Origin of the sequence: Mycobacterium sp. RTGN5, from assembly GCF_033804465.1 — a bacterium.
Lineage (GTDB): Bacteria > Actinomycetota > Actinomycetes > Mycobacteriales > Mycobacteriaceae > Mycobacterium.
Genome location: NZ_JAPZLA010000001.1, coordinates 81,697 through 95,687, shown reverse-complemented (window position 1 = coordinate 95,687; position 13,991 = coordinate 81,697). Strand labels below are relative to the sequence as shown.

The following is a 13,991-nucleotide window of genomic DNA, read 5'->3' as shown; positions in this document are numbered from 1 at the left end:
CGGGCCGACTTCGGCACCGTCACGATACTTGGACGCCGGTGGGTGCGCGGGTGAAGCCACTCCCGCATCGACCAAACCGCGGCCCGCCTACCTCAGTGGACGCGGACGATGATCTCGGAATGGCCGAGCCGGATGACGTCGCCGTCGGCCAGCTGCCACTCCTGCACGGGCGCGTTGTTCACCGTGGTTCCGTTGGTGGAATTCAGGTCCGAAAGCAGCGCGACCTGGCCGTCCCACCGGATTTCCAGATGCCGGCGGGAGACGCCGGTGTCGGGCAGCCGGAACTGGGCGTCCTGGCCGCGGCCGATGACGTTGGCACCTTCGCGGAGCTGGTAGGTGCGACCGCTGCCGTCATCGAGCTGCAGGGTGATGGCATGTCCGGTGGACGGGTAGTCGCCACCGGCGGGCGGCTGGGCGTACCCGGCGTAACCGCCGCCGGCGGGCGGCTGACCGTAGTCGTAGTCGCGGCCGGCGGGCTCGGGGTAACCGCCCTGCTCGTAGCGGCCGTACTCGGGCTGGCCGTACTCCGGACGGCCATAGCCGCCGGCAGGTTGGCCGTAACCGCCCTGCTCATAGCCACCCTGATCCGGGTAGGCAGGCCGGGACTCGGGCCGGCCGTAGCCGGCGTCCTCGTGCCGAGCCGGGCCGCGGCCGTAGTCGTAGTCGCCGGCCGGCGGTCCGGCCGGAGGGGCCTGCGAGGGATAGCCGCCGCCCTGCGGCGGGCCGTAGGACGGTGCGCCGTATCCGGGGGGCGGGCTCTGCCGATAGCCCTGGTCGCCGGGGTAACCGCCCTGGCCACCGGGAGGTTGGCCGTAGCCGCCACCGGCCGGGGGACGCTGCTCGTAGCCCTGGCCGCCGGGGTAACCACCCTGGCCACTGGGGGGTTGGCCGTAGCCGCCCTGCTCGGGATAGCCACCCTGCTCGGGGTAGCCGCCCTGCTCGGGGTAGCCACCCTGCCGCTGGCTGTAGCCCGGCTCGGCGGGGGGTGGTGCGTAGCCACCCTGGTCAGGCGGATATGGGCCGCGCTGCTCGGGCGCGGCGGGCCGCGGTTCTTCCGGACGCGGGTAGCGCTCGTCGTAATAGTCGTCGCCGGGCCGCCCCTGACCCTGGTCGCCGCGGTAGGGGGGGTTTTCGCTCATCGCTGGTACTCCTGGTTCTGGGGTGTACGCCTGGTTCGATTGTGCTGGGGCGGTGCTGGCTTTGGACGGGTGGGGGTCGACGTCCGGATTGACGACGCCGCGCGCACGGTATTGGCCGGTGTGCAGACTCGGCGACTGCTCGAACCTGACAACCACATCACCATACGTTTGCCACCCCTGATCTCGGATGTATCCGTCCAAGTGTCTGGCAAAAGTGACCGTGGTGAGATCACGATCTGCGCTGACTTTCTCGAAGTCAGATGCACTGAGCGTAATGACGTATTCATTGGGGGCCAAAAAGCGTTGGCCCGGCAGCGTCTGTACACCAGCGGAGGCTTCCCCCTGGAGCGCGGCTTCTACCTCCGCAGGCGCGATGGATCCGCCGAACACTCGGGCAAAGGCGTCGCCCACGGTGTTCTCGAGTCGGCGCTCGATGCGTTGAACCAGACCTCTCTGGTTACTCATCTCACCGCCTGCCTCGAGTCCGCCGCGTATCGCGTCGACGCTTGTTCACCTTGATGGTATCGGCCCAGGTCGGCGCCACGTCACCATGAGAATTCTGAGAATCCCGTTACGCCAGGTCAAGGGCTCGGCAGCGGGGCTGTGACGGCCGTCGCTAGGCTGGTCTGAGCCGCGGGCGCGAGTTGAGGTTCACCCCCTCGACCGTGATACGCTCCCTCGGTTGTTTTGGGCGAGTGGCGGAATGGCAGACGCGCTGGCTTCAGGTGCCAGTGTCCTTCGGGACGTGGGGGTTCAAGTCCCCCTTCGCCCACAAGTGCAGAAAATCCCCGGCTTCTGGCCGGGGTTTTTTGTTGGGAAAGCTACGCGTCTACAGCGACGACAGTGTTTCGTCCGGCTTGCTTGGCTTGATACATAGCCCCGTCGGCTCGAGCCGTGACGGTGGCGGCGGCCTCGCCGGCTACCGAAGACGTGGTGGCCCCGATGCTCAGCGTCGTGTGGATCGTCAACCCGAATTGATGGATCGGCTCCGCGGCGATCCGACGGATCCGCTCGCCGACCTCGGCGGCCTCTTCGGTGCTGCCGATGCTCTGCAACAAGATCAGGATCTCGTCACCGCCGATCCGGCCCACGGTGTCCTCGAGATGGACGCATTCCCGCATCCGAGCGGCCATGGTCGACAACACGGCGTCACCGACCGCGTGGCCCCAGGTGTCGTTGATCTGTTTGAAATGGTCGATATCGCAATACAGAACTCCCAATCGCACCCCGGGCGATCGCGGATCTTCCAGCGCGGCAGCAAGGCGGCTCATTGTCTCGGCTCGGTTGACCAGGCCGGTGACGCTGTCGAACCGGGCAAGTTCTCTCAGCCGATTGCGCATATCGTCCACCGCCGCGGAAATCTCCGCGATCTCGCGGGGACCGCCGCGGCCAATGGGCTGGTCGTAGTCGCCGTCTGCCACTGCCCGGACACTGCGCACCAGCCGGGAGACCGGCTGAGTGAGCATGCGCTGCACGGTGATGATGCAGCCGATGATGCCGGCCACCAAGATCGTGACCGCGACGTACTGGCTGTTGTTCGCGGTCCTCAGTACCGATTGGATGTGCTCGATCTGCTGGGTGATGAGGGCGTCGATCTGAGCATTGAGCGCGCGGAATCGTTCGCGGAGCTTGTCGAACAGGTTCTTTCCGTCGAGAACCATCTGATCGAGCTGGGCGCGCGGAATGGGCCCGGCACGCAACGCAACGATCTGCGGGTTGGCTGCTTGACGTTTCCACGTCTGCGCTGCCGCCACTTCTTCCTCGAAGAGCGAGAGGAGTGAATCGGCATTGGGCATGCCTGCAAGCTCTCGATGCAACTCGGGTCCCAGGCGATTGGCCGCGGCGGCGCCGACTTCGAACAGGTCGAGCGCAACCACGTTGCCGGTCAGCAGATAGGCCCGCTGTCCCGTTTCCTGGTCGACGTAGGCGCGGCTCAGTTCAGACAGTTGGGACCTGATCGGGATGAGGCGATCACCGAGGGTGTGGACGTCGCGTGCGACGGAAACCCGTCCGACGATCGAGGCTGCCATCGTGGCGACGAAGACCAGAGTGATGACGCCGACGGTGCAAAAAATCAGTGCCCGGAGGGAGAGCCGCCGCCGCTCACTCGAACCAGCCACAGCCTTGAAGATAGGCCATTCGTGCTGACTCAGCGATCGACTCTGGCGGGCCGGCAGATCCGGGTTTGATTGCCCCCGGCTCGTTTGGCCGCGTACATCGCGGCGTCGGCCGACCGGATGAGGTCTTCTATCGCCGGACCGCAACCCCAGCGCACGATGGCCGCCCCGACGCTTGCGGTGACCGGCTGCGGCAAGGCCGCAATGGCGGCACACAGTTGTGTCGGCATCCGCTCGGCGACCTCGGCGGGCACGGCGTCGATGACGATGAACTCTTCGCCGCCGAAGCGCCCGATGATGGCCGAACTGGAACTGGTCTCGCGCAGCACCCAGCCCACCGCGGTCAGCGCCTGATCGCCCGCGAGATGACCGTAGGCGTCGTTGAGTTTCTTGAATTTGTCCAGGTCGATCATCACCACGACGAGGTGCAAGTCCTGGCCGGGCGAGGTCAGCAGCGTCGTCGCGCGTTCATGGAAAGCACGCCGATTCAAAACGCCGGTGAGCGGATCCTGGTCGGACCGCACGACATCGGCGCCCAGGGTGCGCACGACCGCTTGGATCGCCAGCGGAACGGCGACGTTGAGTTCGATGACCAACCACAATCCCGCTATGGCGACGGTCCAGCCGGAGTTCGGTGCCACCCGTGTCGCACACAGCGTGCCGACGGCGATTGCGAGCACGACGGTGAAAGCAATCGCCTTCGAGTTGTGGAAAAACGCGACATACCCGCCGATGACCGCCAGGCCGGTGCAGCCCATCAAGGCGACCATCGGGTAGGTCTGCATGACGCAGCCCACCGCGATGAGGGTGCCACCGATGGTGGCCATTCTCAGCGATTGGCCGCGGGTCAGCCAGCCCCGCAGCCACAAGGCGGTGTAGACGGTCCCGATGAGCACCGCGGCGGTGCCGAACGTCCACGCCCACACCGGCGGAACATTCCGCATCGTCGGCGTCGCGACCCCCATGAGAATCATCGCCACCGAGATGAACGCCATCAGCAGCCTGGTGGGCAACGCCAATCCGCGGGCCCGCAGATATCCGGAGAGCCATTCGAATTGGTCGGGTAGGCGCCACCATCGCACGAGCGGCCCCCCGGCCTGCCCGGCCGGCCGTTCGTCGTTCACCGTGCCCCTCCGCGCATCTGGTTACGGTAGCCCGAGCAAATCCGTAGCGAGGGGAAACATCGGCGCGGACCGAAAATGAGGCGCCGTGCCGTCTGAGGGACCACGAGACTCGCTAACCTGGCTAAATGAGCACGCAAACGGTTCCAGGCGGGGTAGTTCACGAGCTTCCCGCAGACTTGCGCACCGCACTGCTCGGCAACGACACCGCGCTGGCGGCGTGGCGCGACATCACTCCCCTGGCCCGCAACGAGTTCATCTGCTGGGTTGACGACGCCAAGCAGGAGAAGACCCGAGAGCGTCGCATCCGCCGCACCCAGGAGGAACTGGAGGAAGGCATGCGCCGACCCTGCTGTTGGCCGGGTTGCAAGCACCGGGAGCGTAATGGCAAGGCCTAGCCGGGACTAGGAGGGCCGCAGGGCACACAGCCCATACATGTAGGTGGTCAGGTATTCGTCGATGAACGGCCGACGAAACTCCGGCTCCGCCGGAATGGTCATCAGCAGCGCGTAGAGGCCGACGAGGAACGTCGCGCCATTGTGCACGACATCGACGTCGGCGGGAATTTCACCGCGATCGCGCGCGCGCCCGAGTTCCTCGACCACGGTGACGATCACCGGGTGGTGCCGCCATTCGTCTGACGGTGGTCGCCGTGCGGAAAAGTGCAGGGCCAGAAAGTCTTTGAACAATCGTTTGCCGAGCCGGCGCTCGAGTTTCTCCAGGACGCGGAAACATTCGGCGAGTGTGTCGCGCAGGGTGTGTGGCTTGCCGAACGCGCGGGTCAGCTCGGTGGCCATCCGGTCTTCCTCGCGGTTCTCCAACTCGATCAGGACATGTTCCTTGGTCGGGAAGTGAAAGAAGAACGTGCCGTGCGCGACGCCGGCGGCCGAGGCGATGGCCGTGGTGTCTGCCGCGGCCATGCCCGCGCGTTTGAACTCCGCCGTCGCCGCGCCGAGGAGCCGTTCGCGGGTCTGCACACCCTTGCGGGCCGGCTTGTCGGTCAACATAAAACTGACTCCACTCAGAAAATGTTACCGTGTGCGCAAATCTGAGTCGACTCAGTTCGGAGGACAACCGATGCAGATCCTCGAGCAGGCGCAAGACCTGCCGAAGGCCGGGAACATCAAGGCGCAGTGGGTGAGCCTGTGGACCGGGCCTGCGGTCGGCGTCGTGCTGCTGGCCGCCGCGCTGGTCTTCCCGGGATTCTGGCCGCCGATGTCGCCCACGATGAACCCGGAGCAGGTGGCGACGTTCTATGCCGACCACACCGCGTGGATTCGCCTGAGCCAGGTGGTCTTCAATCTGTGCGGCATCATGATCGTGCCGCTGCTCATGGTGATCGTCGTGCAGATGAAACGCATGAAGGGCCAAAGCCACGTCTTCGCCTACTGCTTCCTGACGGCGGTGGTCAGCGGCGCCACCATCTTTGCGCTCTCCAACGTCTTCTTCCTTGCGGCGGCCTTCCGGCCCGAGCGCGATCCAGCACTCATCCAACTGCTCAACGACCTGGCCTGGATCGTGTTCATCGCACCGGTTGGCATGGTGGTCTCACAGTTCGTCCTGCTGGCCCTGGCGGTGTATCTCGACGACCGCAACGATCCGGTCTTCCCCAGGTGGGTCGGCCATTTCTCGTTGGCGATCGCCGCGGCGATGGTGCCCGCAGCGGGAGCGGCGATCTTCCAGACCGGGCCACTGGCGTGGGACGGGTTGTGGTCGTTCTGGGTGCGCAACGGCGCATACCTGGCGTTCGTCATCGTCATGTTCTTCGTGCTGCGTAAGGCGGTGTACCGGCAGGCTGTCGATGACGGCGTGGTGGCCGCGTGAGTGTCCTTACCCCAGGCCGGTTTACGCCGACGACCACCGGCGGCGGCAAGCGGGACGTCTGGTGGATGACGTGGTTCTTCCCGGCGTGGTACGCGGTGTTCGGCGTCATCATCTGTGTGTTGACCCGGGTCACCCCACCACCGAGACCGGACATCACCGCCGCGGACAAGGTGGCGTTCTTCAATCAACACCACCTCACCATTCAGATCGGTTTCACGGTCCTTTTGGTCCTGCTCGGCGGCGCGGCGATGACCAACGGGCTGGTGGTCTATCAGATGAAGCGCATGTCGGTGGGCTCGGTGTTCGCCTACGGGTACCTCGGCGGGATGAGCGTCGGCGCGCTACCCGGATTCCTGTTGGTGACGGTGTGCTTTCTGACCGCAGCGTTCCGGCCCGACCGTGATCCCGAGCTGATCAGCCTGCTCTACGACGTCGGAATGCTGTCGTACAACGGCTCTCTGGGCTGCTTCTCGGCCGCCTATCTGGTGCTGGCGATCGCGATCCTCTACGACCGCAACAACATCTTCCCCAAATGGTTTGCCTACGTGTCGATCTGGCAGATCGTCACGGAAGTGATCGCCACCCAGATGTTCGTCTTCCCCTCGGGTCCGTTCGCGTGGAACGGTTCGATCGCCTTCTGGTGGGCCGTCGTGGTGTTCTCGGTGTGGCTGGTAGCGCTGATCATGTTGCTGCGCACCGCGGCTGCGACCGAGTCCGCCGACGAGCCGGCCCTCGACTAGGAGTTGGTGTGACAGTTTCTGAGCAGGCCTCGCGCCGAGAGCGCGAGACGCATCTGCCCGGTGACGGGCACATGTGGGTGATGGTCCTCGGCGACCTCGTCATCTTCAGCGGCTACTTCGTCGTGTTCATGATTTACCGGTCGATGAACCACACCGCGTTCTTGGCCGCCCAACAGCATCTCAACATCACCATCGGCGTGGTCAACACCGTGATTCTGTTGATCAGTTCCTGGTTCGTGGCGCGGGCGGTGCTGTGCGTCCGTGGCGGAGATCCCGATCGCGCGGTGCGGCTGCTGTGGGGCGGGGCCGTCAGCGGGGTGGCCTTCGTCCTGCTGAAGAGCTACGAATGGCTCCGCGAAATTGCTGGCGGGCAGACCAATTCAGACATGTTCTACTCGTTCTACTACGTCATCACCGGCGTGCACGTGGTCCACGTTCTGATCGGCCTCATTGTGCTGGGTGTGCTCGTGCGTGAGCTCCGTACGCCAGGACGGCGCCGCGCGTGGATGGTCGAGTCCGGCGCAACGTACTGGCACATGGTCGATCTGCTGTGGGTGATCATCTTCGCCCTCCTTTATGTGATGAGGTGACGGGTGACCAACGAGCGGACGATCACGTGGACCTGGGGCGTCCTGGTGGCTATCACCCTCGGGTCATGGTGGCTGGCGCCGGCGCATTCCCGGGGCGTCGCGTCGGCCAGCGTGGCGGTGACCTGCGTGGTGCTGGGGCTGGCACTGATCAAGGCCCGCTTGATCATCCGTAACTTCATGGAGGTTCGGACTGCGCCGGGCTGGCTCAAGCTGGCGACCGATGCCTGGTTGGGTGTGCTGTTCGCGTCGGTGTTGGTGATTTACCTCATCTGAGGCCGCGGGGATATGCCCCAGCGATATGCCGTGGGGATAACGGGCGGACAAGGCTGCGCCAGTCCACACTGGAGCGAAACAGATCCGTTCTAGGAGCCGCATGACCGCGCTGCGTTCAACTTTGTTCACCGGTGGTGTCGTCTGGACCGGCGATGGCAGCGACGCCGACGCGGTTCTGGTCGTCGACGGGGTGGTGCGCGCGTTTGGTGCGCAAGCCCGAGAACTGGCCGCCGGGTCTGACGCCGAGCACGTGGATCTCGACGGCGGATTCCTGATGCCATCCTTCGGGGACGGCCATGCCCATCCGCTCTACGGTGGGCTCGAAGCCGTCGGGCCTCCGGTCCGCGGCTGCGGCACCGTCGACGAAATCGTCTCTGCGGTGAAGATTTACGCCGAGGAGCATCCCGACGAAGAGTGGATCGTCGGCGCTTCCTACGACGGCAGCCTGGCGCCTGGCGGCCTGTTCGACGCCCGCTGGCTGGATGCCGCGGTGCCGGATCGGCCCGTGGTTCTGCGCGCCTGGGACTACCACACGCTGTGGTGCAACACCGTGGCCATCGAGCGCGCCGGGATCACCCCGGATACCCCGGACCCGGTCCTCGGCGAGATCCCGCACCGGCCCGACGGCTCCGTGCTCGGCACGCTGCGGGAATGGGGCGCAACCGATCTGGTGATGAATGTGATGCCAGCTCGCGACGAGCGCCAGCGCATCGCCGCGCTCGGGACGGCCGCGGACTACTACCTGGCCCGCGGGGTCACGTGGGTGCAGGACGCATGGGTGGAACCGGCAGATGTCGCCACCTATGTCGCGGCCGCCCGCGGGGGTGCGCTGCGGATGCGATTCAACCTGGCGCTGTACGCCGATCCTCGTCATTTCGACACGCAGATCGAACAATTCGCGGAATCGCGGCGGTTGGTCGAGGAGGTCGGTTCGCCCCTGCTGACCGCACAGACGGTGAAGTTCTTCGCCGACGGGGTCGTCGAGAACGAAACTGGTGCCCTGCTCGCCCCGTATTGTTCCGGGCTGCACAGCCACGGCATGCGCAACTGGGAGGGCGACTCGCTGGCCGAGGCGGCGCGCCGGGTCGACGAGCTCGGACTGCAGATCCACATCCACGCCATCGGTGACGCGGCCGTCCGGCAAGCGCTCGACGCCATCGAACATGTCGTTTCTTGCAACGGTATTCGCGATCGCAGGCCGGTGATCGCCCATGCGCAATTGGTGGATGAATCCGACATCGGGCGGTTCGCCGCGCTCGGCGTCATCCCCAACATGCAACCGTTATGGGCCCAGATGGACGCACTGATGACCGTGCTGACCACTCCCCGTCTCGGCGCTGAACGCTCCGACCGCCAGTACCAGATGCAGACACTGAACCGCTCCGGTGCGGCGCTGGCCTTCGGCTCGGACTGGCCGGTGTCCTCGGGCGCCCCGCTGGACGGTATCGCGGTGGCGACATCGCGCCGCACCGCCGAAGGTCAGCCCGAGGGCGGCTGGACGCCGCACGAGATCGTGCCGATCGAGCGCGCCCTGTCCGCCTACACCAACGCCGTCGCCTACCAGGCATTCGCCGAAAATAACTGGGGACGAATCGCTCCGGGCGCCAGCGCCGACTTCGTTTGGCTGCACTACGATCCGCGTGCCGTCGGCGCGCTGGAACTGCCCGATCTGCCGATCCGGGCGACCTACCTGCGCGGCCAACGCCAATAATCATTCCTGTGATCGATGATCTGGCCGGCTTCCCCGTCGCCGCCCCACCGCTGGGCGGCCCGGTCTGGTTCGACCAGAGCTGGCGGGATCTGACGTTCGTGCACTGGCCGGTACGCCCCGATGACGTCGCTCCCCTCTACCCGCCCGGCACCCGCCCCGATGTGTTCGACGGCGTGACCTATGTCGGGCTGGTGCCGTTCCGGATGGGCTACACCAAGGTGGGTGCCGCACCGGCCCTGCCGTACTTCGGCGCATTCGCCGAGACCAACGTCCGGCTGTACTCCATCGACGACGCGGGCCGGCACGGCGTGCTGTTCCGGTCGCTGGAGTCGGCGCGGCTGGCGGTGGTGCCGGCCATCCGCCTCACGCTGGGGGTGCCCTACACCTGGGCGCGCATGCAGGTCACCCGGTCGCCGGGCGTGATCAGCTACGACAGTGTTCGGCGCTGGCCACAGCGCGGATTGCGCAGCCGCGTCACGGTCCGACTCGGCGAGACGGTTGAACCGACCGCGTTGGAGACCTGGCTGACGTCGCGCTGGGGTGCCCACACCCGCAAGGCGGGGCGTACCTGGTGGGTGCCCAACGAGCATGACCCGTGGCCGCTGCAGGCCGCTTCACTCCTGCATCTCGACGACGAGCTGGTCGCGGCCGGCGGTGTGCGCACCGCGGGGGAACCGCTGCGGGCGCTCTACTCACCTGGGGTGCGGACCAGATTCGGCAGGCCAATCGTGGTCGCAGGCGGATCGGTCTCGCAGTAGGCTCACAGGATGGCTGTGCGGGCGGGGATCTCCAGGGCGCTGTTGGCCGCCGCGTGCGGTGCGCTCTTCGTGGCCGCGCCCGTCGTTGTCGCCGCCCCGGCCAGCGCCTGCCCGATCGGGCATCTGTCGGACCCCATCACCGGCCAGTGCTACGTAGCCAATGGTGGCGTGCCCAGCGTCGGCGGAATCCCTTGTATCCCTGGCAAATCGATGGGCACCTGCCTGGGCATCCTGCAGAACCAGTCGCCGCGGGGCGGCGGCCCTCCGGTGGGCGGTCCCTGGCCCTGAGGTCAGTCGGTGAAGATTGCCACCGCGCGGGTCCATCCCGCCGACGCGGCGTGCACCTTTACCGGGAAGCAGGACACCTCAAATCCGTTGGCCGGCAACGACTCCAGATTGTGCAGCTTCTCGATGTGTGAGTAGCCGATGGTCCGGCCGGCGCGGTGGCCCTCCCAGATGATCGATGCATCGTGGTCCTCGGCGTACCGCTTGGCGGTGTAGGAGAACGGCGCATCCCAGCTCCAGGCGTCCGTTCCGGTGAGCCGAACGCCCCGCTCGAGCAGGTAGAGGGTGGCGTCGCGGCCCATGCCACAGCCCTTCCCGACGTAGTCGGGCTGCCCGTAACGCGTGCCGGCACTGGTGTTGACCAGCACGATCTCCAACGGTGACAGGGTGTGTCCGATGCGGCCGAGCTCGGCCTCGACGTCGTCGGCGGTCACCACGTAGCCGTCCGGGAAGTGCCGGAAATCGAGTTTGACCGCGGGTTGCAGGCACCACTCCAGCGGAACCTCATCGATGGTGATGGCGCGATGCCCGCCGTCCATCGTCGACGCATAGTGGTACGGCGCGTCGAGGTGGGTTCCGTTGTGGGTGGTGATCCGCACCCGCTCGATGGCCCACCCCTCCCCGTCCGGGAGGTCGTCCACCGTCGCGCCGGGGAAGAACGACACCACTTCGGACGCGGTCTGTATGTGGTCGTAGTAGTCGATCTCCGGCAGGTGACCCGGTGGATCAGAGGCGATGCCGGCCTGCAGCGAGACCGAGATGTCGACGAACCTTCTCATCGGACCTTTCTACGCCCTGGGATGGAACGACTCCACCGGGTTGACCAAGCCCACGGTGGTCGCGTTGCCGATCGGGCCTTGCGCGTCGAACACCGTTGCCGCTCCTGCGGCCACGCCGTCCTGACTGGTATGGCTGGTGGCCGCCAGACCGATGTAGTCGCCGACCGGCTCGCGGGCCAGCGTCAACGTGTAGTCGGCATTGATGTAGCGCAAACCGTCTGTGCCCCAATGGGATGTCGCACTCGCCGCATCCGCGGCCATGGCCACTGTGACGAACGGGCTGGTGACCTCGCCTTCGACCAGCGGACGGACCTGCCGAATCCAGGCGTATTTGGGGCCCGTGGCGTCACCCCATTCGGTGAAGGCCGCCGCGCCGCTGGATCCGCCGTCTCCCCCGTAACCCCAGACGAACATCATCAAGTCGTCGGGCAACGGCCCAGGATCCGGCGGCAGGGGCGGCATGGCGACCGGCGACGACCAGATGTCGCCGGCCGGGTGCTCGCTGCGGCGCAGGAACATCGCACTGGCTCGGGACACGACGACATCGTTCTGGACGAGTTCGGCATCGACGAGCCGCATGCGTCGGCCCTCGCGTCGCACGGTCGTGCGCACCTCCAGCGGTGCGATGGCGGTGGGCCGCAACAGGTCGACGGTCAGTCGGGCGGGTACCAGCCCGGGACCGCTGCCCACCTGCTCGAGCGAGCGGGCGAGGATCCCGCCGACGACGTGCCCGCTGATCGTCTGACCCCACGGCCCTTTGCATGTCGCGCTGGGTACCAGCACGTCGCTGTCGGAGACGAGATATGCCGGACGTGTCACGAGCTCACACGATAGCGGCCGTTAGTCGAGCTATCCGCTTTGCACCGTCTGCAGGAAACGCTTGGTGTCGGCGGTGACCGGATCGACGACGTCGTCGAAGTCGTGATGCTTGCCGAGGTAAGCGGCGACCATCTGGCACACCGCGACGATCCGCAGTCCGGCATCCCGGGTGGCCGCCAGCGCTTCGGACACGAGGATGCTGGCCAGCCCACGCCCCTCGAACTCGTCGTTGACCTCGGTGTGCAGGAAGATCCGCTGGCCGTCGTGGTCGACGAAGGCAACGAGGCCGACCTGCTGGCCGTCAACCGCGATCGTGAACCGGTCGGCGCCTGCGCTGACCGAGGTAGGTGCGCCGGTCTTGTCGGTGGTCATGGGAACTCCTTCAGGGTCGGCGGCGAGGCCGCAGCCGGGTGACGGGTAGTGCGGGTGCGGGCAATCGCGGGACTGAACCGGTGTACCCACTCACGGCACCGAACCGGTCATCGCCGTCTTGCCACAGCTGGCGGTAGGCGACGATCTCGTCGTGGCTGCGCCCGACGAAGTTCCACCACATCAACAGCTCCTCGGTGAACGGCGCCCCGCCGAGCAGCACCACCCGGGCCGCCATCCCGGCGGTGTTGTGCACGCGCACGGTGGAGCACCCAGGTCCCAGGTACGCCAACTCACCGGAGTTCAGCGTCCGCCCCGCGACGTCGACCCGGCCGAGGTCCAACAGCACGCCGTGCTCGAAGCCGGGGTCGACGTCGAGTTCCACGGTGCGCCCGGCGGCCAGGTCGAGTTGGGCGCCCAGCAGTGGCGTGAACGTGTGCACCGGTGAACGCTGGCCGGCCAGTTCGCCAAGAAACACCCGGATCTCAGCGCCGGATTGCGAAACCGGCTCGGGCACATAGTGTTCGAAATCGCGCGCGGTGTTGCGGTCGGCGTCCGGCAGCGCCACCCACAGTTGCACACCGTGCAGGACGGTGGCCTCTCGTGTCGACACTTCGGAGTGGCAGATGCCGGCTCCGCCTGTCATCAGGTTGAGCTCGCCGGGGTTGACGAGCTGGTGCACGCCGGCGCTGTCGCGATGCTCGATCTGCCCGCGGAACAGCCAGCTGACCGTTTGCAGGCCGGTGTGCGGGTGGGGCGGCACATCCATGCCCGCGGACTGCTGCAGGTCGTGCGGGCCGTAATGGTCAGCGAAGCACCAGGCACCGATCAGCGAGCGCTGGTGTTGCGGCAACGTCCGCCGGACGGGAAGAGCGCGCGGGCCGCCCAGCGGGACCTCCCGCGGCGAGAGCACCTCGATGGCGGCGGCATCTGTTGACACACAAGCGAATTCCGTCGGCGCGGTCTCTAGATTGCTCATGACCGCGCTTCGCTGCCCGCCGGCTCGGACGCCACCCCCGCGAGACTACTCCCGCGCGGTGCGGCTCAGGCGGCGAGCGGCTGGGTCATCGCCGTGCGGATGAGCACGAAGTCGGGCTCTTCGATGCGAAATACCCCGAACCGGAACTTGTAGCCCCAGCGCTGCGGATCGACGATGAACTCCAGCTCGTCAAGCAAGGGCCGGATGGGCGTCGCCGTAGATGGCAGGAACTCCATGGTGCGCCGCCACGGCTGGTCGGGTGAGGCCTGGTACGGCTCGTCGTCGGTGACGCGCCCGATCGCGGTGAACGCCTGCAGCGACTCCCCTTGTTCGAGTGCGGTTTTCGGCGAGTAGAAGATGATCCAGTCGCCACGGGCCATCTTGCGCAGCATGTACGGCTTGCCATGATTGGCCTGAGTGAAGCCGCCGGCGACACCACGCTGCACGTGGTCGGCGCTGACGGTATTAATCCAGTACGTCATGTGCC

17 protein-coding genes and 1 tRNA gene are annotated in these 13,991 nt (G+C 66.5%); 9 read left to right on the top strand and 9 right to left on the bottom strand.

The window, feature by feature from the left end; genetic code table 11:
- Positions 1-92: 92 nt before the first annotated feature.
- On the bottom strand, positions 93-1,604 hold the full coding sequence (locus SLQ31_RS00475; RefSeq protein WP_319428670.1) for an FhaA domain-containing protein: 1,512 nt from the start codon (positions 1,602-1,604) through the stop codon (positions 93-95).
- A 224-nt stretch (positions 1,605-1,828) separates the two neighbouring features.
- Between SLQ31_RS00475 and SLQ31_RS00470 the strand changes: the two genes are divergently transcribed.
- Positions 1,829-1,911 (top strand) — tRNA-Leu (locus SLQ31_RS00470).
- Positions 1,912-1,960: 49 nt separating this feature from the next.
- Here SLQ31_RS00470 and SLQ31_RS00465 read toward each other — a convergent pair.
- Complete coding sequence (locus SLQ31_RS00465; protein WP_319428669.1) at positions 1,961-3,259, bottom strand: diguanylate cyclase domain-containing protein; 1,299 nt, start codon at positions 3,257-3,259, stop codon at positions 1,961-1,963.
- A 29-nt stretch (positions 3,260-3,288) separates the two neighbouring features.
- A complete protein-coding gene (locus tag SLQ31_RS00460) occupies positions 3,289-4,380 on the bottom strand; it encodes a GGDEF domain-containing protein (protein ID WP_319428667.1) in 1,092 nt (363 codons plus the stop codon).
- 125 nt (positions 4,381-4,505) lie between these two features.
- Between SLQ31_RS00460 and SLQ31_RS00455 the strand changes: the two genes are divergently transcribed.
- Complete coding sequence (locus SLQ31_RS00455; protein WP_319428666.1) at positions 4,506-4,775, top strand: YdeI/OmpD-associated family protein; 270 nt, start codon at positions 4,506-4,508, stop codon at positions 4,773-4,775.
- Between the two features lie 6 nt (positions 4,776-4,781).
- On the opposite strand, the gene SLQ31_RS00450 is transcribed toward SLQ31_RS00455, so the two are convergent.
- Positions 4,782-5,384: a TetR/AcrR family transcriptional regulator gene (locus tag SLQ31_RS00450; protein WP_319428664.1), complete on the bottom strand. Its 603-nt coding sequence runs from the start codon at positions 5,382-5,384 to the stop codon at positions 4,782-4,784.
- Positions 5,385-5,454: 70 nt separating this feature from the next.
- Between SLQ31_RS00450 and SLQ31_RS00445 the strand changes: the two genes are divergently transcribed.
- From SLQ31_RS00445 to SLQ31_RS00415, 7 genes are all read left to right on the top strand, one after another.
- The gene (locus SLQ31_RS00445; protein ID WP_319428662.1) at positions 5,455-6,201 is read left to right on the top strand and encodes a hypothetical protein; all 747 of its coding nucleotides are present in this window, start codon (positions 5,455-5,457) and stop codon (positions 6,199-6,201) included.
- The gene (locus SLQ31_RS00440; RefSeq protein ID WP_319428660.1) at positions 6,198-6,941 is read left to right on the top strand and encodes a hypothetical protein; all 744 of its coding nucleotides are present in this window, start codon (positions 6,198-6,200) and stop codon (positions 6,939-6,941) included. Before SLQ31_RS00445 ends, SLQ31_RS00440 begins: the two co-directional genes overlap by 4 nt.
- An 8-nt stretch (positions 6,942-6,949) precedes the next feature.
- Positions 6,950-7,531, top strand: a complete 582-nt coding sequence (locus SLQ31_RS00435) for a cytochrome c oxidase subunit 3 (protein ID WP_319428658.1) — start codon at positions 6,950-6,952, stop codon at positions 7,529-7,531.
- 3 nt (positions 7,532-7,534) lie between these two features.
- Complete coding sequence (locus SLQ31_RS00430; RefSeq protein WP_319428656.1) at positions 7,535-7,804, top strand: cytochrome C oxidase subunit IV family protein; 270 nt, start codon at positions 7,535-7,537, stop codon at positions 7,802-7,804.
- Between the two features lie 100 nt (positions 7,805-7,904).
- Entirely contained in the window at positions 7,905-9,515 is a 1,611-nt protein-coding gene (locus tag SLQ31_RS00425; protein WP_319428653.1) for an amidohydrolase, read from the top strand.
- An 8-nt stretch (positions 9,516-9,523) separates the two neighbouring features.
- Positions 9,524-10,273, top strand: coding sequence for a YqjF family protein (locus tag SLQ31_RS00420; RefSeq protein ID WP_319428651.1), 750 nt, complete (start codon positions 9,524-9,526; stop codon positions 10,271-10,273).
- Between the two features lie 9 nt (positions 10,274-10,282).
- On the top strand, positions 10,283-10,561 hold the full coding sequence (locus tag SLQ31_RS00415; RefSeq protein WP_319428650.1) for a hypothetical protein: 279 nt from the start codon (positions 10,283-10,285) through the stop codon (positions 10,559-10,561).
- Between the two features lie 2 nt (positions 10,562-10,563).
- Here SLQ31_RS00415 and SLQ31_RS00410 read toward each other — a convergent pair whose 3' ends face one another.
- The 5 genes from SLQ31_RS00410 to SLQ31_RS00390 all read right to left on the bottom strand — a co-directional run bounded on the left by SLQ31_RS00410 (position 10,564) and on the right by SLQ31_RS00390 (position 13,986).
- On the bottom strand, positions 10,564-11,337 hold the full coding sequence (locus tag SLQ31_RS00410) for a cyclase family protein (RefSeq protein WP_319428649.1): 774 nt from the start codon (positions 11,335-11,337) through the stop codon (positions 10,564-10,566).
- 9 nt (positions 11,338-11,346) lie between these two features.
- Positions 11,347-12,156: an acyl-CoA thioesterase domain-containing protein gene (locus SLQ31_RS00405; RefSeq protein ID WP_319428647.1), complete on the bottom strand. Its 810-nt coding sequence runs from the start codon at positions 12,154-12,156 to the stop codon at positions 11,347-11,349.
- A gap of 30 nt (positions 12,157-12,186) precedes the next feature.
- On the bottom strand, positions 12,187-12,528 hold the full coding sequence (locus SLQ31_RS00400) for a GNAT family N-acetyltransferase (RefSeq protein WP_319428645.1): 342 nt from the start codon (positions 12,526-12,528) through the stop codon (positions 12,187-12,189).
- A 10-nt stretch (positions 12,529-12,538) separates the two neighbouring features.
- Positions 12,539-13,504, bottom strand: a complete 966-nt coding sequence (locus tag SLQ31_RS00395; protein WP_319428643.1) for a pirin family protein — start codon at positions 13,502-13,504, stop codon at positions 12,539-12,541.
- A gap of 65 nt (positions 13,505-13,569) precedes the next feature.
- Positions 13,570-13,986, bottom strand: a complete 417-nt coding sequence (locus SLQ31_RS00390; protein ID WP_319428641.1) for an EVE domain-containing protein — start codon at positions 13,984-13,986, stop codon at positions 13,570-13,572.
- Positions 13,987-13,991 lie beyond the last annotated feature (5 nt).

What these genes read in the sequence shown, in the direction of transcription:
- SLQ31_RS00455 (WP_319428666.1), top strand. Translation starts at nt 4,506, where the DNA reads ATGAGCACGCAAACGGTTCCAGGCGGGGTAGTTCACGAGCTTCCCGCA.
- SLQ31_RS00400 (WP_319428645.1), bottom strand. Translation starts at nt 12,528, where the DNA reads ATGACCACCGACAAGACCGGCGCACCTACCTCGGTCAGCGCAGGCGCC.
- SLQ31_RS00390 (WP_319428641.1), bottom strand. Translation starts at nt 13,986, where the DNA reads ATGACGTACTGGATTAATACCGTCAGCGCCGACCACGTGCAGCGTGGT.
- SLQ31_RS00425 (WP_319428653.1), top strand. Translation starts at nt 7,905, where the DNA reads ATGACCGCGCTGCGTTCAACTTTGTTCACCGGTGGTGTCGTCTGGACC.
- SLQ31_RS00450 (WP_319428664.1), bottom strand. Translation starts at nt 5,384, where the DNA reads ATGTTGACCGACAAGCCGGCCCGCAAGGGTGTGCAGACCCGCGAACGG.
- SLQ31_RS00410 (WP_319428649.1), bottom strand. Translation starts at nt 11,337, where the DNA reads ATGAGAAGGTTCGTCGACATCTCGGTCTCGCTGCAGGCCGGCATCGCC.
- SLQ31_RS00475 (WP_319428670.1), bottom strand. Translation starts at nt 1,604, where the DNA reads ATGAGTAACCAGAGAGGTCTGGTTCAACGCATCGAGCGCCGACTCGAG.
- SLQ31_RS00395 (WP_319428643.1), bottom strand. Translation starts at nt 13,504, where the DNA reads ATGAGCAATCTAGAGACCGCGCCGACGGAATTCGCTTGTGTGTCAACA.
- SLQ31_RS00415 (WP_319428650.1), top strand. Translation starts at nt 10,283, where the DNA reads ATGGCTGTGCGGGCGGGGATCTCCAGGGCGCTGTTGGCCGCCGCGTGC.
- SLQ31_RS00445 (WP_319428662.1), top strand. Translation starts at nt 5,455, where the DNA reads ATGCAGATCCTCGAGCAGGCGCAAGACCTGCCGAAGGCCGGGAACATC.